Origin of the sequence: Pontibacter sp. 13R65, assembly GCF_047525655.1 — a bacterium.
Taxonomy (GTDB): domain Bacteria; phylum Bacteroidota; class Bacteroidia; order Cytophagales; family Hymenobacteraceae; genus Pontibacter.
The window spans coordinates 17,908-33,412 of sequence record NZ_JBLIQL010000027.1 but is presented as its reverse complement, the minus strand read 5'-3'; the positions used below and the strand labels follow the sequence as shown (position 1 = coordinate 33,412).

16 protein-coding genes are annotated in these 15,505 nt (G+C 44.9%); 10 read left to right on the top strand and 6 right to left on the bottom strand.

The annotated features are described in order from the left end of the window. Positions 1-428: 428 nt before the first annotated feature. The 5 genes from ACMA1I_RS20905 to ACMA1I_RS20885 all read right to left on the bottom strand — a co-directional run bounded on the left by ACMA1I_RS20905 (position 429) and on the right by ACMA1I_RS20885 (position 6,347). A complete protein-coding gene (locus ACMA1I_RS20905) occupies positions 429-1,178 on the bottom strand; it encodes an SDR family NAD(P)-dependent oxidoreductase (RefSeq protein WP_337070424.1) in 750 nt (249 codons plus the stop codon). 3 nt (positions 1,179-1,181) lie between these two features. Then, on the bottom strand, positions 1,182-1,865 hold the full coding sequence (locus tag ACMA1I_RS20900; protein ID WP_337070423.1) for a porin family protein: 684 nt from the start codon (positions 1,863-1,865) through the stop codon (positions 1,182-1,184). Positions 1,866-1,885: 20 nt separating this feature from the next. Next, positions 1,886-2,608 (bottom strand): bifunctional demethylmenaquinone methyltransferase/2-methoxy-6-polyprenyl-1,4-benzoquinol methylase UbiE, encoded by a 723-nt coding sequence (gene ubiE / locus ACMA1I_RS20895; protein ID WP_337070422.1) that lies wholly within the window; start codon positions 2,606-2,608, stop codon positions 1,886-1,888. A gap of 155 nt (positions 2,609-2,763) precedes the next feature. Further along, entirely contained in the window at positions 2,764-4,719 is a 1,956-nt protein-coding gene (locus ACMA1I_RS20890; protein ID WP_337070421.1) for an OmpA family protein, read from the bottom strand. 353 nt (positions 4,720-5,072) lie between these two features. Next, positions 5,073-6,347, bottom strand: coding sequence for a hypothetical protein (locus ACMA1I_RS20885; protein ID WP_337070420.1), 1,275 nt, complete (start codon positions 6,345-6,347; stop codon positions 5,073-5,075). Between the two features lie 264 nt (positions 6,348-6,611). Between ACMA1I_RS20885 and yihA the strand changes: the two genes are divergently transcribed. The 4 genes from yihA to ACMA1I_RS20865 all read left to right on the top strand — a co-directional run bounded on the left by yihA (position 6,612) and on the right by ACMA1I_RS20865 (position 8,626). Beyond that, positions 6,612-7,220 carry a ribosome biogenesis GTP-binding protein YihA/YsxC gene (gene yihA / locus ACMA1I_RS20880; RefSeq protein WP_337070419.1) on the top strand — a complete coding sequence of 203 codons (609 nt, stop codon included), beginning with the start codon at positions 6,612-6,614 and terminating at the stop codon, positions 7,218-7,220. Positions 7,221-7,318: 98 nt separating this feature from the next. Next, entirely contained in the window at positions 7,319-7,723 is a 405-nt protein-coding gene (locus ACMA1I_RS20875) for an energy transducer TonB (protein ID WP_337070418.1), read from the top strand. A gap of 19 nt (positions 7,724-7,742) precedes the next feature. Then, the gene (locus ACMA1I_RS20870) at positions 7,743-8,234 is read left to right on the top strand and encodes a DUF5606 domain-containing protein (RefSeq protein WP_337070417.1); all 492 of its coding nucleotides are present in this window, start codon (positions 7,743-7,745) and stop codon (positions 8,232-8,234) included. A gap of 80 nt (positions 8,235-8,314) precedes the next feature. After that, entirely contained in the window at positions 8,315-8,626 is a 312-nt protein-coding gene (locus tag ACMA1I_RS20865) for a hypothetical protein (protein WP_337070416.1), read from the top strand. A 16-nt stretch (positions 8,627-8,642) separates the two neighbouring features. Here the strand turns inward: ACMA1I_RS20865 and fbp are convergent, their stop codons facing one another. After that, positions 8,643-9,662 carry a class 1 fructose-bisphosphatase gene (gene fbp, locus ACMA1I_RS20860; protein ID WP_337070415.1) on the bottom strand — a complete coding sequence of 340 codons (1,020 nt, stop codon included), beginning with the start codon at positions 9,660-9,662 and terminating at the stop codon, positions 8,643-8,645. An 895-nt stretch (positions 9,663-10,557) separates the two neighbouring features. Between fbp and ACMA1I_RS20855 the strand changes: the two genes are divergently transcribed. The 6 genes from ACMA1I_RS20855 (at position 10,558) to rsgA (ending at position 15,453) form a co-directional block, all read left to right on the top strand. After that, the gene (locus ACMA1I_RS20855) at positions 10,558-10,758 is read left to right on the top strand and encodes a hypothetical protein (protein WP_337070414.1); all 201 of its coding nucleotides are present in this window, start codon (positions 10,558-10,560) and stop codon (positions 10,756-10,758) included. Positions 10,759-10,874: 116 nt separating this feature from the next. After that, the gene (locus tag ACMA1I_RS20850; protein WP_337070413.1) at positions 10,875-11,648 is read left to right on the top strand and encodes an enoyl-CoA hydratase-related protein; all 774 of its coding nucleotides are present in this window, start codon (positions 10,875-10,877) and stop codon (positions 11,646-11,648) included. A gap of 408 nt (positions 11,649-12,056) precedes the next feature. Beyond that, positions 12,057-12,515 (top strand): transcriptional repressor, encoded by a 459-nt coding sequence (locus ACMA1I_RS20845; RefSeq protein WP_337070412.1) that lies wholly within the window; start codon positions 12,057-12,059, stop codon positions 12,513-12,515. 32 nt (positions 12,516-12,547) lie between these two features. Continuing rightward, entirely contained in the window at positions 12,548-13,177 is a 630-nt protein-coding gene (locus ACMA1I_RS20840) for a peroxiredoxin (protein ID WP_337070411.1), read from the top strand. Between the two features lie 105 nt (positions 13,178-13,282). Then, complete coding sequence (locus ACMA1I_RS20835) at positions 13,283-14,533, top strand: 3-deoxy-D-manno-octulosonic acid transferase (RefSeq protein ID WP_337070410.1); 1,251 nt, start codon at positions 13,283-13,285, stop codon at positions 14,531-14,533. Continuing rightward, positions 14,530-15,453, top strand: coding sequence for a ribosome small subunit-dependent GTPase A (rsgA, locus tag ACMA1I_RS20830; RefSeq protein WP_337070409.1), 924 nt, complete (start codon positions 14,530-14,532; stop codon positions 15,451-15,453). Before ACMA1I_RS20835 ends, rsgA begins: the two co-directional genes overlap by 4 nt. Positions 15,454-15,505 lie beyond the last annotated feature (52 nt).

The window sequence follows — 15,505 nt, the reverse complement described above, 5'->3', positions numbered from 1 at the left end:
GTGTACCAGCTATCAAGACAAGCTATCATGCACCGGCCTTTGCAATCTAAAAACAGCTCCGGAAGGCCATTTTCATTAGAGGAATTTTATTATTGGAGCATCTTGATTTTCTTGTTCTTGTTGTATTAAAATAATAGGAACAAGAAAGCAGGCAATGAAAGCTTCATGCGGCTGTCACAGCAAAAACAGCAGCTATGCAAACTTAAACGACCAAACCAGTAACCATTGCATTTACCGCTCGCCCACAGGATCCTTTCAGGAGGACAAAATGGAAAAAAGGTAGGGAGAAGGCAGCCATAAGTGACTTCAAGGTGCAAAAATGAGTTAAATGATTTCAAAAGAAAAGCTTCTTCTATCGGCCTTGTGGGAACAGAAGAAGAAGCTTACATGAAGGAGGTACAGCAGGTGTACCTTTTACAAAAATGCAGTTATTTTCTATTGGCAATAGTAGCTGTGGCCTGGGCTCCTGCTAAAATAGTAACCTCCGAAAGGTTCACGTGCGCAGGACGCGACACCATAAATGCAATTACCTCGGCAATATCGTCTGCCACCAAAGGGTCTATGCCTTTGTAAACATTGGCTGCCCGCTCTTTGTCGCCTTTAAAGCGCACTTCCGAAAACTCTGTTTGCACCAGCCCCGGGTTCACCTCCGACACCTTAACCCCTTCGTGAATCAGGTCGATGCGCATTGCCTTAGAGAGTGCATCTACTGCATGCTTGGAGGCACAATATACATTGCCGTTGGCATATACTTCTTTGCCAGCAATGGAGCCAATGTTTACGATGTGGCCCTTTTTGCGCTGCACCATCTGTGGTAGCACTTCATGCGTTACGTAGAGTAGTCCTTTCACATTAATGTCGAGCATCGCATCCCAATCCTCAAGAGAACCTTCTTGAATAGGCGATAACCCATGTGCATTGCCAGCATTATTTACCAGCACATCAATCTGCTTCCACTCTTCCGGCAAAGAGGCAATTGCCTCCTTTACCGCCTTTTTCTCACGTACATCAAAGGCCAGGGTAAATACTGGAACAGTTGTAATTTCCTCCTTCAGCTCCTCCAGCCGTTCGGTTCGGCGGCCGGTGGCAATTATTTGGTAACCTAATTTGGCCAGCTGCAGCGCTGTAGCCCTTCCTATGCCAGATGTGGCTCCTGTTACCAGTGCAATTTTACTCATAGGTTATTCAAAGAAAAGAATCAGCGAAACATTATGATTGGTTAGGCGCTGTATGCTGCGGCTATATACATTATTATCGCGTATGTGCTGGTTTAAGAGACCGTGCGAAAAGCGCAATTCGGGAGCAAACTTAAAGTACGGATAAAAAATATCCAGCCCAACTCCGTACTCCAGCGCCAGGTCAAACTTCTCTGTGCGTAAGCCATCGCCGGAGGCATTGTCTTTATCGCTGTTCAGGTCTATGCCCGGTTTAACTCCACCTACAAAGTACATACGGTAGTTGGTTCTTCTTTTAGACTTGTATTGCAGCAGCACCGGTAATTCTACCATGGTGGAGCTGATGGTAACATCGGTTGTGCCTCTGGTGCCATCGTCCTGCGACATGTTTGCGTACTCAATGGTGCGGCCGTAGAAACCAACGCCAGGCGTAAATCTGAAATCGAGGTATTCTGCCAGTCCTACGTTTAAAACCAGCCCGGTGTAGAAGCCGGGTGAGGTACGGGTATTTACCGTCATAGGAGAGCTGGCATCGAGTTGATTCACATACTCCTGTGAGTGCTCCAGGTTAAACTTAGTTAGCGGAACAGCAAGATAAAAGCCATAATGCACCCGCTTCTCATCGTAATTTGGCTTATTTTCCTGCGATATTTTTTTCTGAGCCGATGCCATACCACCACTTAGCAGCATGGCAGAAAACGCTGCAAAAACTATTTTTTTCCTGTGTAAATGGAGCTTATTCCAAAAGTAAGAGAATGCCATTGTGTTGATTTAAATCCAACTTGCTGATAAATACTGATAAATTCCTGACCATCAGGGAATGCCTGCACCGACTCTGGCAGATAGGTGTAAGCAGCCCGGTCCTTTGAAACGAACTTACCTACTACCGGTAGTATATTTTTAAAATAAAATTGATAGAGCTGTTTCATCGGGAATGCTTTCGGCTTAGAGAACTCAAGCACCACAGCCGTTCCTCCAGGCTTCAGCACGCGGTGCATTTCTGAGAGGCCCTTAGCCAGGTTCTCGAAATTCCGCACACCAAAAGCCACTGTTATGGCATCAAAGGTATTATCCTCGAAAGGAAGTGCTTCGGAATCGCCGTAGAGCAATTCTATTTTATGCTGCAGCCCCTTCCGCTTAATCTTTTCTCTACCTACAGCCATCATTCCTTCTGATATGTCAACCCCAATGATATTATCTGGTTGCAGGCTAAGCGCCTCCAGAGCAAAATCGCCGGTACCAGTGGCAATATCGAGTATCAGTTTAGGTTTGGAGGGAGCCAACAGTTTTACTGCCTTTTTCCGCCAGATGATGTCTATACCAGCACTGAGAAAATGATTTAGAAAATCGTATTTGCCGGCAATGTTGTTAAACATTTGGGCTACCTGCGACTTTTTATTTTCGTTCTGGTCTTTGTAAGGAACTACCGCCATTTAACTATATAAAAATAAAACTCAGGCAAAAATACTGTTCCTTTACCTATAATTCATGTATTATTTGGGAAAATATAAAAAAAACAGGCCGGGCGATTGCCCGGCCTGTTTTGCCTCCTGCTCCATGTGAAGCAGCACGAAAAGTTATATATCGCTTATAAATCAGGATTGGTGTTTTCCTGCTGTCTTGGTATCACTTTGAACTCAGTTCTTCTGTTCAGCTGCATGTTTTCGGCAGATGTGTTAGGCACTGAAGGACGACGCTCGCCATAGCTCACTGTTACCATACGACGAGGCGAAATGCCTTTCTTCACAAGGTAGTCGTAGGCAGCTTTGGCGCGGTTATCTCCTAAGGTCATGTTATAGGAATCGCTGGCGCGTGAATCGGTGTGGCCGTCTATGCTCAGGTTAATGGTTGGGTTTGCTTTCATTACCTCAGCTATGTTATCTAACTCACGCACAGACTCAGAACGAAGGTCGTACTTGTCGGTATCATAGTAGATATTCTTCATGGCGAAGCGGCTGGCATCTACATCTGCTGCAATCGGTACGTAGAAGTTTTTAATAAATGCGGTTGTGTCATTTAGCACAACTGGCATCTCAACTTCTTCTGTTGCAATTGACTTTCCGTCTTTCAGCACTTCTACTTGGTAAGTACGGCCAGAGAGTACAGAAACTTCGTAGTTGCCGGAGTCTGGTTTGGAAATGTCGCGGTAGCTGATTGCTCTTCTGTCTGCCTGCACACTGTTAAACACAAGCTCTACGCCTGGTATGGCAGAAGTACTGTCGGAGGCAGCAAATACCTGGCCTTGTACACGCAGGTTTCTGATGTAGTTAATGGTATAAATATCTTTTTCACCCACACCACCGATACGGTAAGATGAAAGAAAAGCATAGCTCCCGTCTGGGCTCAGGCGGTAGTATGTGTCATCGTCCGGAGTATTTACAGGGGCACCCAAGTTCACAGGCTTGCTCCATCTTCTGGCAATAGAGTCATACTTAGAAGCGAAGATATCGTAGCCGCCCATGGTGTTATGGCCTCTGGAGCTAAAGTACAAAGTCCCATCGCTGGCTAAGTACGGGCTATCGTCGTCAAACTTAGTGTTAATAGTGTTGCCAATGCTTCTTGGCTTACCCCACTGTCCGTTGCGCTGACGCTGCGCCACATAAATATCGAGGTCCCCGTCTTCAGAGTAGTTGCTGGTAGAAAAATACAGGGTGTTGCCATCTGCCGTAATAAAAGCATCAGACTCAAAACCACGAGTATTAATTGTTGGGCCAATGCTGGTAGGTGTTCCCCAGTTGCCGTCGGCTCCACGCTCAGACACCATAATATCGCCATTGTTCTGCTGGCGGTATAGCAGCATTTTAGTATCGTTGTCGAAAAGCTGGATAGAAGCATCGTGGCCTGTGCTACTAAGAGCACCAGCCAATGATTTTGGTGCGCTCCACTCGCCATTCTCGTCTCTTCTTGACTCGAAAATATCTTCGTAGTACTCACCATCGGCTGCTGACTTGCCACCTGAAGCAGCCGCACTACGCGATGTAAAGAGCAGGTAGTTGTCGTCTGAAGATATTACAGGGCTATGTTCTGAGTAAGAAGTGTTTACTACAGAACCGAGGTTCCGCACAAATACATCTTTCTGATTCGCTACCTCATGTTTGGCATTTTTGCTATGCTGAATGAGCCTTGCCACCTCTTGGCGACGAGCCTGGTCGCGCTTGGAAATTTTAGGAACATAATTCTGATAATGCTGAATAGCCTCGTCGAAGCGGTAGTTAATGTGGTTTACACGCCCCAGCCAATACTCCATTTCACGGTCCAGGTTAGGCCGCAGGCTTTGAGCTTTGTAGATATAGTCAACAGCCTTCTCCTTATCAAAAGTCATGTAACTGATACCAGCACTATAAAGAGCCCGTGCATTATCAGGATCCTTTGCTAGTACTTGCTCATAAAATGGTACGGCTGCTCTATAATTCTCCTTGTCGAAGAATTTATTTCCATTCCGTATAAGTTTTCTGTTGCTTTGGGCATCGGCTGAGTTACCAAAAAGGCAGACCAACGCGAGGAGCAACGAAAACCGTGAGAATGTAGTGGCTAACTTGTTCATGCTGTAAAAGGTTTGTTATAGTTCGGTGGTTTAAAGTGCTTACTACTACTGTGCGTGGTTTTTATTCAACACGCTTCTATACGATAAGTAAAAAGTTATGTATATGAATATCTAGATAAGTTCGTGAAAAATAAAGCTCCTAAACAAGCGACAAATTATTGCCAGATATCATATATATTCATTTATGTCCAATATATAGGTAAAGATATATAGATATTACCAAAAAAAAAATGTTAGAGTCAATCTGATAAAAGACTGGCTCCTGTTTATGACCTGCCTATTTACTTAAAAATCCCTGTATACCAATTATTTAATAAATATTTCTAAACAAAAACCATATTGTATTCAATTTTTTATTTTAAAAGTATAAGATAAATATCTTTCCTGCCATAACCTCCGGGCCTGTCGGACGAGAAGTAGGCCTTGCTGCGGTCGTTTGTTAGAGAGAAATAGATATCGTCGGAGGGTGAGTTTACGGGTACTCCCAGATTTTCTGCCTGGCTCCAAACAGAACCTTTTATTTGAGATTTGAAAATATCGAAGCCTCCCATAGAATCGTGGCCTTTAGAGCTAAAATACAAGGTATTGGTTTCTACATCTACAAAAGGAGCGTCTTCGTCGTAGGCAGTGTTGATTGCTGGGCCAAGGTTTAAGGCATCGCTCCAACCTCCTTCAGGCAGCTTGTAGCAGATGTAAAGATCAAGACCTCCATACCCACCAGGCCTGTCGCTGGAAAAAAAGGCAAATTTTCCGTCGTCGGTAACATGCATAGAGGTTTCCACAGCTCCTTCATTAAAAGGACTGCCAAGCCGCTCAGGTGCTCCCCACCCTGCTCCAGTTCTCTCCGAAACGTAAAGGCCTCTCTCTTTTCCTCCGAAATAAGTGTAGAGTTCGTTACCGTGTGGCGCGATGGAAACAACCGAATGGTCGGGCAATGCATGCCCTGGCTTCAGAAAAAGCTCCGGCTGTTGCCAGATGCCGTGCCGTAACTGTGAGGCATGAATCTGCTCAACCACACCGAACTTACCTCGTGCGGTAGTTACAGGGCGACGCGTGGTATAAAGCAACATGGTATCGCCAGGGAGCAGCACCGGCACATAATCTGAGTATGGAGAGTTAATGGCAGCGCCCAGGTTGGTGATGGAAACATCAGCAGGTGCAGCAGATAACAATACCCCCGATTCACACTCCCGTAGCCGTTTCTGCAGGTATTGCTTGTTCCAGAGCTCCGTTCTGGAGAGGGAGGAGAGCTCGGCGCGGAAAAAATCGGAGGCCTGGTCAAAATCACCTAAAAGTTGATGCGCCTCACCAAGCAGCACCAGAATCTCTTCTGATACATGCGGATCTTTCTGGTAGGCCAACTGCAGGTGCTGCAAGGCTTTTTCCGGCTTTACAAGGTCCAGGTAGCAGATGCCTACCTTCAGGTTCGCCAACAGGTGCTCCGGCTGCTGCTGCAGCACCTTTGTGTAATGTTCTATGGCAAGTTCGTATTGCAGCGTGGCATAAGCCTTTTCAGCCTTTTTTAGGTTGCTGTTAACTTCGCGGAGGCCGGTTTGCGCTCCTGCACCTACGCAGCAGATGGCCAGAAACCCGAGCAGAGCCAGAGCCATCCAAAACTTCTTTGTCATAAAGGGTTAAATGTATTCAGATACAAAGCTTCTGTATCAGCATTAAAGTTCCTGAAAATCCAAGGCACTACTTGTGTTAAAAAATATATGGTAACTTTGTACCGGCTCAGGCTTATATGACCCGTTTAAACGGGCAGCATTTTTTTCCGAAAAAATATTACTGGAAAATGCTCCGTTAAACTTGCTACAAGATTTTGAGATTTACAAATAAATGCACTCTGACTAAATAACTTAATCAGAAGCTTACCTCATAACGATTAAATTATGGTGATTAAGGATGCAAAATTCCTGATGAGCAATACCCGGATAGAACTTTGCCCGGCTCCAGACAAACCTGAATACGCCTTTATAGGGCGATCAAATGTGGGCAAGTCCTCGCTCATTAATATGCTTACAAACCAGAGCAAACTGGCTAAAACCTCTGCATCTCCTGGTAAAACGCAGCTCATCAACCATTTTCTGATCAACGATGAGTGGTATCTGGTCGATTTGCCGGGCTACGGCTATGCCAAAGTAAGCAAAACATCGAGGGAGGCCTGGCGAAAAATGATTAACTACTATTTTCAGCAGCGGGAGAATCTTACTTGTGTGTTTGTTTTGATAGACTCCCGGCACGAACCGCTTAAACCTGACCTGGAATTTATAAACCAACTTGGCACGATTGGTGTACCGTTTGTTCTGGTTTTTACGAAAACAGATAAGCAGTCTAATACCAAAACCGACGTTAACATTGCGGCCTTTATGCGGAAGCTGAAAGAGACGTGGGAAGAGCTGCCTCAGATATTCAGGACATCATCTACAGCCAAAACCGGTCGCGACGAAATCCTGAATTTCATAGAGGAGGTAAATTTGCAGCTGAAGCAAAACAAATAGCCTGTACTGTGACGTAAGATCATGTTTAAAATTTGTTTCCGGTATTGAAACGCATGTTCTAAGTCTCATTAAAAAAACAATTCTAATTATTTTTTAGCATGAATCGTAAAATTTCGTTTTTAGTTTGCTTACTTGCCTTTGCTGCCCTGGGTGCATCAGCCCAGAGTACTACACCAAAGGCAGCTGCTACACCAGAGGTGAAAGTCTGGACACCAGAGAAAACGCCTCCGGTTGCCGAGCATTACGAAGGTGGTGCAGAAGCAATGTATCAGTTTATTTACAAAGAGCTCAAATACCCGCCGCTGGCAAAGCGTAACCGAGTTCAGGGCGATTGCATTATAGGATTCACGTTAAATGAAGACGGATCTGTTTCTGGCCTAAAAATCATCAAAGAGGTTGGAGCAGGCACCGGCGAAGAAGCCCTGCGGGTAGCAAGACAGTTAAAATTTAATGCCCCGGGTTACAGCATGCTAGCCAGCATCCCAATCAAGTTCAAGTTATAAACAAAGTTTAAACCTTATTATGCCGATTGACTTAAGACAAATTGCTGCCGTTTCTGGCATGAACGGACTTTACCGTGTGGTAAAGCCAACAAGAACGGGTGTAATTATTGAGAGCCTGGCTGACAAGCCAAACAGACTGGTGGCCCAGGCACGCCACCGCATGTCGTTGCTGGAAGAAATTTCTATTTACACCACAGACGAGGAAACAACTGTACCTCTAGCCGATGTATTTGATCGTATTCATGAGAAGTATGGCGATGAACTGCCACTTAGCAGCAAGCCAAACGATGACGAGTACCGTTCTTTTATGGAAGAGATTCTGCCAGACTACGACCAGGACCGGGTATATATCTCAGACATGAAGAAACTGGCTACTTGGTATAAAATCGTAAACAAGCACCTGCAGTTTACAAAAGCCACTCCGGAAGCTGCTCCCGAAGAAACTGAAACAGCGGCTGCCGAAAAAGAAACCACCACTAAAAAAGACGATTCTTCTAAAAAAGAAGCATAGCCAGTACCTGCGGCGAGACTTTCTAAAAGCCTAGCAAGTCTCGCCGCAGCTATTCCTTGAATTAATTATTTGCTTATCAGATGGATTTTTCGCGCGCGATACTTTCTGGCATCAGAAGTCTGCTGAACAAACATTTCAGCACTACCGACTTTGAGGCCAGCACCATGGATGGTTTGCACAGGCAAACTGCCGCTGCGGTAAACCACCTGCTACGCCACAATTTTAGCCAACTGCTACAGATACTTTACCGCATAGACGTAGATGAGCAAAAGGTAAAGCAAGTAATGACTTGCCCTTCTACAGACGAAGTAGCGGACAGCATGGCCCATTTAATCATAAAGCGGGAACTGCAAAAAGTGCAGACCCGCTTTATGTATAATCGTCAGAACTAAGTACGGCGAATTTTTCTTAGAGCGTATTAGACTGTACTTCTACCTCTTTCTCCAGCATCTCCTGTACTTTTATCACCATTTCTGTAGAGCCAATTATAAGCGGGCAACGCTGGTGCAACTCAGTAGGTTCGATTTCCATAATTCGGCGGGTTCCGTCTATAGCTCTTCCTCCGGCCTGTTCAATAATAAATGCCAGCGCGTTGCACTCATACATCAGGCGCAGTTTACCCTTCGGAGTTTTAACTGTTTGCGGGTAAATGTAAATACCGCCTTTGAGTAAATTTCTATGAAAATCGGCTACAAGTGAACCAATGTAACGTGCCGAATAGCCTTCGTTTTTACAATAATCGAGGTAGCTCTTGATTCCGTCAGGGAAACTATTCAAGCCGCCCTCATTGCAGGAATAAATAGTACCTGTTTTTGGAGTAATAATGTTCGGGTTAGAAAGGAAGAACTCACCCAGCGTATTATCATATGTGAAGCCATTTACACCGTGGCCTGTGGTGTACACCAACATCGTAGAAGAGCCATACACAATATAGCCTGCAGCTACCTGGCAAGTACCTTTCTGAAGGCAATCGGCTGGTGTACCATCGTGGTTGGCATCGCTAATTCTCCTGTAAATAGAGAAAATGGTACCAATAGATACGTTTACATCAATGTTAGAGGAGCCATCCAGTGGATCGATGGCAACAATGTACTTGCCGTTGTTGTTCCCGGTTAAGATAATCTCATCCTCTTCCTCAGAAAGAATAGCACAAACTTCGCCTCCGTTGCGTAGCGCCCGGATAAAACGGATATTGGCAATTACATCCAGTTTCTGCTGCTCTTCTCCCTGCACGTTCTGATTTCCGAATGCCCCAGTCACGCCAATCAATCCGGCACGATTAATCTCGCGGTTTACAATCTTAGCGGCCAAAGCGATGTCGCGCAGCAACTGCGAAAGTTCTCCACTGGCATACGGAAATTCCTCCTGTTTCCTCATTATAAACCTGTCGAGCGTGGTGCCTACAGGCAGAGCAAGTTTGTCATTCATAAATAGTAAAGTTTTTAACTATAGTTTGATTTTTATATTTAACACTTTTTCAGCATTCTAACCTGGTGAATGACAGCAATTCGGAGTATCAGCAGCACTCTTTGGATTTGATCAAAGCACCTGCAACTAATTTAACTTCTGTTTAACGTGTACAAGGTTCGAATTCAAAAACAACCACTCCTAAACTACCTGCAAACGTTTGCATAAACATATAAAAAAATATTCCCCAGTGCTAGAAACAAGGACAAATTGTATCTCTAGCTTTAAAAATTACTTGAATGGAAAAACTTTTCGGAAAGATAGAATAATTTATTATAAAATGTTAATTTATTCTGTAAAAATTATCATCTAATATTTAAAGATTCCCCCCACCACCTTATCTATCCTGCACAAAGCTGAATATTGGTTTATATAGATGCCCTTAACGTATAAAGCGGATAGAACGTTCCACCCCTGGTCCATTTTGTTGCGCTGACTATCTTACCTTTCTCAGCATCAAGATGAAAAAATGAGTACAAACTATGTGTTTAGCTGTCTAAGCTCTCCGAGCAGGTAAAAGACATGAAAATGAATATCCTGTGTTACAACACTTAAAAAATGGAAAGTATCTATAGCAGCTCCTAAGACTTTCACTTTTATCGCAGGCATAGAAAAAATAATAAAAAAAGACAAACAGACCTGTTACAGAGCCCTCAGCAATATTCCTTCTAATACACAGGCTCTATAGCATATTAGGTAAGCATTTTGGGGACACAGGTATTTAAAAAATACGGTTTTATTTCTATTTTGGCAATTCTTAACAATAATTTATTCTATAATGGTAAAGAAGAAGGAAGAATTTCAAAAGAATTACCTTAACTTTGTGGCTCGATCCAAGACTCAAATACATTTACCTATGCAAACACCTGATAAATTAACTCGTCCGTTTATTTTCAAACTGTTGCTTTTATTCGCACTGCTACTTTCAGGAGCTATGCTCAAGGTACCTAAAACAGAGAAGTCTTTTAACAACAACTCTCAGAGCAAGATCTCTGATTCTGAACTTCTGAAAGATGACCAGCCAGCTGTGCAGGTTACCTATGGTTTATTAAACTAAAGCTCCTCTATAAAAAAACTTTACGCTCCCTCTTATTTATTTTAGTAACAACTCCTCCAGGGTTGTATTGGTACTGCTTTAAGTGTATCTTAATTCACCGTTAGCACCCATTCGCCATGGATTTTATACTTGTAAAACCACACTTCCACCCCCATGTTGCCCTAATTCAGCTGAACCGCCCCAAGGAGCTGAATGCACTAAACCTCCAACTAATGGCCCAACTACGAGATGCCTTAAGGCAACTTGATGCGGAGGAAGTGGTGCGCACAATTATAATTACAGGAAACGACCGTGCCTTTGCTGCCGGTGCAGATATAAAGGAAATGGCAGGCAAATCGGCGGTAGATATGCTTATAACAGACCAGTTTGCCACTTGGGATCAGATCAGAAAAACCAAAAAACCTGTTATAGCCGCTGTATCTGGTTTTGCACTTGGCGGTGGCTGCGAACTAGCCATGACCTGCGACATGATTGTTGCCTCCGAAACTGCTGTTTTTGGCCAGCCCGAAATTAAATTAGGTATTATGCCAGGAGCAGGCGGTACCCAACGCCTTACGCGCGCCATCGGCAAAGCTAAAGCCATGGAAATGGTACTGACTGGCAAAACCCTTTCTGCGCACGACGCAGAGCGCTTTGGCCTGGTAAACCGCGTAGTGCCCGTAGATCTTTACCTGGATGAAGCCGTGCGGCTGGCCTCTGAAATTGCCAGCATGTCGCCTGTGGCAGTGCGGCTGGCGAAGGAATCGGTGAACCGGGCACACGAAACATCCCTGGACGAAGGCCTGCACTTTGAGCGAAAAAATTTCTATTTGTGTTTCGCCTCCGAAGATCAGAAGGAAGGCATGCAAGCCTTTGTAGAGAAGCGCCCCGCCAATTTTAAAGGCAAATAAACCCTAGCTCCTAAAAACCTGCTTTTACCTCTGGAAGGCCCATTTCATTAGCAGAATTTGGCTGCTGGTTGTTGATTACTAAATTGTTAAATGGCTGAATGGTTATATTGTTGTCAGAGAAAAGGGCTGCAAGACTTTTCAGCGTACGCAACTCCTGCAAGTGGATGGCTGAAGCAGATAAAAGATTTAAACCTGCTTCAGTAGATCTTACATCTAGAACCTAAAATCTAGTCAAAGCCTCTGGAAGGGCATTTTCATTAGAATAATTCAAGTTGACCATTACCTTGATACTTATGAAAGTAGATACTCTGCCAGCCAATTGAGTCTGACGGCACCTTGCACCGTCTAACAGTTTCTTCTATCTTTGCAGCAATTCTTCTTAACTAAGAAAAATTCTTAACTAGATAAATGCAGCAACTAAACCGGCAGGAGGTGCGACAGAGGCTTGTGGCGTATAGCTTAAAAGCCACCCACCAGCGCATTGTCGTGTACGAGGCCTTGCTGGAGCTGCATGGCCAGCATCCGGCCGCAGAAGAAGTGTTCAGGCTCCTGAAGCCTGCCAACCCCAGCATCTCGCTCGGCACGGTTTATAAAACCCTCGATGTATTTGCAGAAAGTGGCCTGGTACAACGGGTATCGTCGGAGCAAGGCTGCAAGCGCTACGACGCCAATACACTGGCACACAACCACATCTACTGCAGCAACACCCGCGAAATTATCGATTTTGAGGACCCGGAGCTGGAAGAGCTGCTGCAAAGCTATTTCCAACGCCGGCACATGCACAATTTCCAGATGCAAGGCTTTGCCATTCAGCTCACTGGAAATAAAATTGATCCCGGCAATCGTATTACTATCACTAAACTATAAATCAAATTTTAACTTAAATCAACTATTCAAACATGGCAGTATTAGTAGGTAAAAAAGCCCCTTCTTTTAAAGCAACAGCCGTAGCAGAAGGTGAATTTGTAGAGGATTTCTCTTTAGATCAGTACCTGGGTAAAAAACACGTTCTGTTTTATTTCTACCCAATGGACTTCACATTTGTTTGTCCTACAGAAATTATTGCCTTCCAGGACCGCATGAAAGAGTTTGAGCGTAAAAACGTGGCCGTGGTAGGTTGCTCTACCGATACGCATTTCTCTCACTTTGCCTGGTTAAACACACCACGCGACCAAGGTGGCATTGCAGACGTTACTTACCCGCTTGTAGCCGACGCTTCTAAAACAATTGCCCAAAACTACGATGTATTGGCAGGACATTATGAGTACAACGAAGAAGGCGAAGTTACTTTTGTAGGCGAGCCAGTTGCTTACAGAGGCTTGTTCCTGATCGACAAAGAAGGTATTGTACGCCATCAGGTAGTAAACGACCTGCCACTTGGCCGTAGCATAGACGAGGCACTGCGCATGGTAGACGCGCTGCAGTACTTCGAAGAAAAAGGCGAAGTTTGCCCAGCTGACTGGGAAGAAGGAAAAGAAGCCATGCAGGCAACTAAAGAAGGTGTATCTAACTACCTGGCCAACCGCTAATTCTTTTTTTGTAACCGAATAAACAGAAAAGCCTCTGCCAGTGCAGAGGCTTTTCTTATTTTTGCAGGTAATTAATGCATTAGCCCTCCATATAAACGATAAAAGGTGAAGCTACTCTACGATATTGGCCTGAAGGCTTATAAAACAGCCATTGCGCTGGCGGCTCCTTTTCATCCTAAAGCCAGCCTGATGCAGCAGGGGCGTGTGCAGCAGTTTGAGCGACTACAGGAGGCCTTACAAGGTAATACAGCACCGATTGCGTGGTTCCATTGTGCTTCCCTAGGCGAGTTTGAACAGGGGCGTCCGGTTATAGAGGCATTCAGAAGCCAGTATCAAGGTTATAAAATCCTGCTAACCTTCTTCTCCCCTTCCGGCTACGAAGTACGAAAAAACTACGCCGGGGCAGATTATATCTTTTACCTGCCCCTCGACAGCCCGGCCGCTGCGCAACGCTTTGTCGCGCTGGCAAAACCCAGGCTGGCCGTATTTGTAAAATATGAGTTCTGGCACTATTATCTGCAGGTGCTACAACAGCAAGGCATTCCTGTTATTTCTATTTCTGCTATTTTCCGGCCCGACCAGATCTTTTTCAAACTCTACGGTGGCTTTTACCGGAACATTTTGCGGCGCTTTACCCATATTTATACCCAAAATCAGATTTCGGCCGAGTTACTACAGCAGTTGGCAATATTTCAGGTGAGCGTAGCAGGCGACACACGCTTCGACAGGGTGCTGCAAACAGCAGCCGGGGTAAAGAAGCTCCCGCTGGTAGAGGCCTTTACACAACAGAAGGACGTGTTTATGATTGGCAGTTCCTGGCCTGCCGATATAGAAGTCCTTCTGCCGCTGATAGAAAAATATAAAGACTCCATCAAATTTATAATTGCCCCACACGAAGTAAATCCTAAGAGCATTACAGCTCTTATGGCCACACTGGGCGCTGGAGCCGTTCGTTTTTCGGAAACTTCGGAGGCAACTGCGTCAGCGCATGCGGTGCTGGTTATTGATAACGTGGGTATGCTGTCTTCACTTTACAGCTACGGCACCTATGCCTACATTGGCGGGGCATTTGGAGCAGGTTTGCACAATACCCTCGAAGCCGCTGTTTTCGGACTTCCACTCTTCTTTGGGCCACGGTACGAGAAGTTTCAGGAGGCACAGGACTTGGTAAGACTTGGTTGCGCCTTTCCGGTAAAAACCTCAGGTGAGCTACTAACTGCCTTTGAACAGGTGCACACACAGCCTGAACATCGCCAAAATATATCCGAAACAGAAAAACAATACGTACAAAAACAGGCAGGCGCCACCTCTATAATTATGACTGATATACAGCAATTGCTAAATCCCACTGCATGAAAGGAATCGTGATAAAATCTACTGGTTCGTGGTACCTGGTTCGGGCCGAAAACGGTTCTATTTACCGGGCCCGCCTCCGTGGCAAATTCAAGCTTAAGGGCATGAAGATGAGCAATCCGTTGGCAGTAGGCGACAGAGTAGAATTTAACCTGGAAGAAGTAGATGAGGAGACAGCCGTGATTCACAAAATAGAAGACCGGGAGAACTATATCATCAGGCAGTCTACCCATAAATCCGGTTACTCCCACATAATTGCAGCCAACCTGGACCAGGCTTTGCTCATTGCCACTTTAGTATCGCCACGTACGTCGTTTGGTTTTATCGATCGCTTTCTGGTTACAGCAGAGGCATACGACATTCCGGTTACCCTGGTGTACAACAAATCAGATATGTATGATCAGGAGATGGAGGATTACCAGCGCCAGATCAGCTACCTGTATAGCCAGGCTGGTTATAACAGCTTATCAGTATCGGCGTTTGACAAAACGGGCATAGACGAAATAGAGAAGCTTATACAAGGAAAAACAACACTTTTCTCGGGGCACTCCGGAGTAGGCAAATCGTCTTTAATAAACCAGTTAGTGCCCGACCTGGCCCTTAAAACTTCTGAAATCTCGGCCTTCTCCGATAAGGGCGTACACACCACCACCTTCGCTGAAATGTTTGAGGTAGAAGCGGGCACTTATATTATAGATACCCCCGGCATTAAAGAGTTAGGCGTTATAGACATTCCAAAAAACGAGCTTAGCCACTTCTTCCCCGAAATGCGGGAACTGCTAAACCAGTGCCGGTTCAATAACTGCACCCACTTTAACGAACCTGGCTGTGCTGTGGTAGATGCTGTAAGGCATAATCAGATTGCCCTTACCCGCTACCAAAGTTACCTGAGCATTATGCAGGGCGACGATAACAGGAAATAAAAGAAAATAAAACATGATCCTGATAGCAAAAAAACACTGTCAGGATCATGTT